This window comes from Leifsonia sp. SIMBA_070, from assembly GCF_046534635.1.
Classification (GTDB): Bacteria; Actinomycetota; Actinomycetes; order Actinomycetales; family Microbacteriaceae; genus Leifsonia.
Window position 1 is genome coordinate 1 of sequence record NZ_JAWRYK010000338.1, and the last position, 268, is coordinate 268.

Annotated in this window: 1 protein-coding gene; it reads right to left on the reverse strand. The window is 53.7% G+C overall.

The features are described from left to right. The coding region (locus SB754_RS20590; protein ID WP_410784218.1) for a hypothetical protein at positions 1 to 248 on the reverse strand (248 nt) is incomplete at its 3' end. Positions 249 to 268: the final 20 nt, after the last annotated feature.

The window sequence follows — 268 nt, forward strand, 5'->3', positions numbered from 1 at the left end:
GCCTGAAATCGAGAAATCAGCCCCATAAGCCTTTCATCTGCCGCGATCATCGGGTCATCGCCTTCCGGTCGAAGCGTATGCGGCAAAGAGAAAGTGGTCTGACTGCTGTCTGCAAAGCTGAATACCGGCGTGACGCCAAAGAGCTTCTTAACTGCGTCCACGTAACCGGACGTGGTGGCAGCTGAATTAGTCCTTTTTATCGACTGCGCGGTCACACGCTGCCGCGTGTAGAGGATGCCCGTTTTCATTCAGCGATGGATAGAGAAAG